The organism is Frankia sp. CoBUL1, assembly GCF_978021245.1.
In genome coordinates, this window is sequence record NZ_CDXDOS010000312.1 from 1 (window position 1) to 3,506 (window position 3,506).

The window sequence follows — 3,506 nt, forward strand, 5'->3', positions numbered from 1 at the left end:
GGAACGGCTGACCGGCGAGGTCCTCCGCCAGCGTCGCGGACGCTGGAGCCACGACCAGCTCCGCAACCTGCCAGCCACAGTCGATGTGGAGACCGCAGGGTCGATCGTGGACTGCGGCTTGTGGAAGGCCAGGCAGTTGGTTCGCGACGGGAAGTTCCCAACGCCGGTGATCAAGCACGGGTCCCGTTACCTCGTCCCGACCCGGCCGCTGCTGGTCCTGCTTGGCGTGGAGCCCAAGGGGGACCCGACCCGGTGACCCTCAACAACGAGGAACGCCGCCCCCCGGCAAGGGGCGGCGTTCAGGATCGGCAACCAGGCGACGGCGCAGACCAACATCAGGATAACCCGACCGAATCGCCGGCACGTGCAGCCCGCGAGCACTGCCGGGCCCGCCTCCGGGCCATCGCCGCAGCGTCCGGCCGTCCGCTTCGGACGGCCACCGAGGAGCGCGCCCGAGAGGCCGCGCGCTGGGCCGCCGAGGCTGCCCGAATTGGGCGGGTGGGCGTGTGACGGTGAGCCCGCTTCGCCTGCTCTCGCACCAATCCGATGGAGTGATCCACGCGGAACGGATTGTGCTTGGCGCCGCGATGTCCGGCGGTCCTGAAGTGGTCGCCGGCCTCTCCCGCAGGATCGGCCCATCGGACTTTGCGCGGCCGGCGCATGGGTTGGCGTTCGCGGTGGTGGCCGATCTGTCCGCAGTGGGCGAGCCGGTCGACGCGTTGACGGTGTGGACGGAGATGAACCGCCGGTCCGGCGAGGACAGCGCCGCCGAGGCCTACGGCATGCAGGTGCTGTACCTCCACGAGTGCGTCGAAGCGGTGCCTTCGCTGGGCATGGTCGGCTGGTACGTCGACCGTGTCGCCGAGGCTGCCGCGGGCCGCCGCGCCCGGGAGGTCCTCGCGTCGGCGTTGGGCAGGCTCGACGGTCCTGACGCTGACGTGGTCGGGATTGTCGAGGCGACGGCCGCAGACCTCGGCCGGGTCCTGCCCCGAGCGGGGCGGGCCGGTGCCGTGCCGACGGACGATGAGGCGTTCTGGTCCGCGCGGGAGAGCCTCGGCCATGTGCGGGGGTTCGCCCGGGCGCGGATGGCGTCGCCGTGGGCGGTGCTCGGCGTGGTCCTCGTTCGGGTGCTGTCGCAGGTGCCCCCGTCGTACGTGCTGCCGGCAACGATCGGCGGCCACGCGAGCCTGAACCTGTTCCTTGCAGTCGTCGCGCCATCGGGGGGTGGGAAGGGCGCGGCGATGGGCGCGGCTGCGGACGCCTGCGACGTCGGGCCGGTCAACGTCTGGCCGGTGGGGACCGGTGAGGGTCTGGTGAAGACCTTCGTTCACTACGAGAAGCGCGACGACGGAGAGGGGGAGATTGTCCAGGACGAGGAGTCCGCGATCGTCGAGATCCACGAGGTCGACCAGCTCGGCGCGGTCAAGGGCCGCCAGGGCGCCACCATTCTCTCCGTCCTGCGCTCCGGGTGGATGGGCGAGGAGGTTGGGTTCAACAACGCTGACGCCACCCGCCGGCTGAAGGTCGCCGCGCACGCCTACCGCCTCGGCCTGATCGTCGGAGTCCAGCCAGGCCGGGCCGAGATCCTGCTCAACGAGAGCGAGACCGCTGGCGGCACCCCCAGCGGTTCGTGTGGCTTCCCGCCACCGACCCCGCCATGCCCGAGGTCACCCCACCCGAACCGGACCCGGACGTCTGGGAGCTGCCCGCCTGGCCGGGGCACGTCCCGTTCACCACGTGCCGGCATGTGCTCGACGTCTGCGCCGAGGCCACGTGGACCATCCGGGAGGCCCACTGGCGACTCCGATGCCCTCGATGGCCACGCGCTGCTGTGCCGGCTGAAGGTCGCCGCGGCGCTCGGTCTGCTCGACGGCCACGCAGCCGTCACCGCGCAGGACTGGGAGCTGTCCGGGGCGGTGATGGCCGTCTCGGACCGGACCCGCCGCGGGGTCCTCGACTCGCTGCGCCAGGCCGCCGCGGCGCGCAACCGGGAACGCGCCGAGGCGGACGCCGAGCGGGCCGTCACCATCGCGCGGCGCACCGACGACGACGCGGTCAAGAGCGCCTGTGCTGCGGTGATGCGACGTCTGGGCAGGACCGATGGATGGGTCGGTCACTCCGATCTCCGCTCGGCCGCCCGCCGCGGCCGCGGCTACCTCGACGAAGCAGTGGAGCGCCTCGCGGACGCCGGACAGATCGAGATCGAAACCTTCACCTACCAAGGTCAACAAGGGAGGCGGTACCGCCGTGTCCCGGCCTGAGACCCCAGGTGGGGCAGGTGAGGACGCAGTCCCGAGCTGCCCAGCGAATCGCGGGCATCCCGCCACGGAAAACCACAGGTCACAGAACTTCACCGCCCGCGCGAACCCTCGCATTCCGCCACCAGGTGGGGCCGCCTCACCTGTCGGTCCTCCCCTCACGTCCCTCCCTCAGAAGGTCCCCGTGACCACGACCAGCACCCCCGCCGAGGACGGCCGCTCTCGCTGCCGCTGCTGCCGCCGACCCCTCCGCGCCCCGACCTCCCGCGCACTGCTCGTCGGCCCGGCATGCCTCGCCCGCCTCCCCGCCAGCGACCGGCACCGTCTGGTCCTCGCCGCCCGGCAGGTGCCGGTACAGCCCGACCTGGACGCCGGATGATCATGCGCTCCGGCCCGTCCGGCCGGATCACGCTGGTGCGCCGCTCACCCGGCACCGCCCCCGACTGCCTCAACGGCCACCCCGCCCCAACCTCGACGACCAGGAGCTGATCATGACCACGAGTTTCGTCTACACGTTCGACTACAGCCCTGGCGGTGGTGACCACACCTGCACCGCCTGCCGGCTCCCGTTCCGGGCCCACATCACCGCCGTCCACTACCCGGCCCACACGGCCCAGCCCGGCCAGCCCCTCACCGACGGGCAGGTGCTCTGCCCTGACTGCCTGACCGCCGACTCCCCGCTGGTCGAGGCCATCGCCGGCCTCAACCAGCTGGCCGACGCCGCCGACGGCCACGACCACGTGCTCAGCCTTGCCGCGCAGATCATCTCCCAGATGCGCCGGGCGGCTCACGACCGCAACACCGCCGCCGTCGCCCGCGAGGCGGGCCTCACCTCCACCCCACCGCCCGCCGACATCACCGTCACGGCCACCGAGCTCTGCACTGACGCCGAGCTGCGCGTCCGCGGATACCTGCAAGGCGGCCGGCCCCGGGTGCAGATCGTCGACGCCGGCGGCTGGCGCCACACCGACGCCGACGTCGACGAGGTGCGGGAGATCGCCCAGACGATCAGCCACATCGCCGACATCACCGAACTCGCCGCCCATCTCTGACCACCCCGCCGGGCGCAGCCGTGGGACTGCGCCCGGCACCACCCACCATCCCGCTCGAACGCAGGAAGCCCCCGGTCATACCCCGCATACTCGTAATCACCTGAATACAAGATCACCGGGATGAAGCAGGCGACGAACTCCTCCGTATGAACCGACGTGTAAGCCCTGATAGCCCCGTCAGAAAGACGCCGGTGGA

The 3,506-nt window shown here is 71.7% G+C and carries 4 protein-coding genes; all 4 read left to right on the top strand.

Annotated elements, in window-relative coordinates; all coding sequences use genetic code 11:
- Positions 1-256, top strand: a 256-nt coding sequence (locus tag AC08OX_RS16070) for a hypothetical protein (RefSeq protein ID WP_476608565.1), incomplete at its 5' end; no start/stop codon positions are given.
- Between the two features lie 295 nt (positions 257-551).
- Positions 552-2,261, top strand: a complete 1,710-nt coding sequence (locus AC08OX_RS16075; RefSeq protein WP_476608568.1) for a DnaB-like helicase N-terminal domain-containing protein — start codon at positions 552-554, stop codon at positions 2,259-2,261.
- Between the two features lie 181 nt (positions 2,262-2,442).
- Positions 2,443-2,637: a DUF6011 domain-containing protein gene (locus AC08OX_RS16080; RefSeq protein WP_476608566.1), complete on the top strand. Its 195-nt coding sequence runs from the start codon at positions 2,443-2,445 to the stop codon at positions 2,635-2,637.
- A gap of 112 nt (positions 2,638-2,749) precedes the next feature.
- The gene (locus AC08OX_RS16085) at positions 2,750-3,310 is read left to right on the top strand and encodes a hypothetical protein (RefSeq protein WP_476608567.1); all 561 of its coding nucleotides are present in this window, start codon (positions 2,750-2,752) and stop codon (positions 3,308-3,310) included.
- Positions 3,311-3,506 lie beyond the last annotated feature (196 nt).

Excerpts from the sequence above, each read along its gene's own strand:
- AC08OX_RS16085 (WP_476608567.1), top strand. The coding sequence starts at position 2,750 with ATGACCACGAGTTTCGTCTACACGTTCGACTACAGCCCTGGCGGTGGT.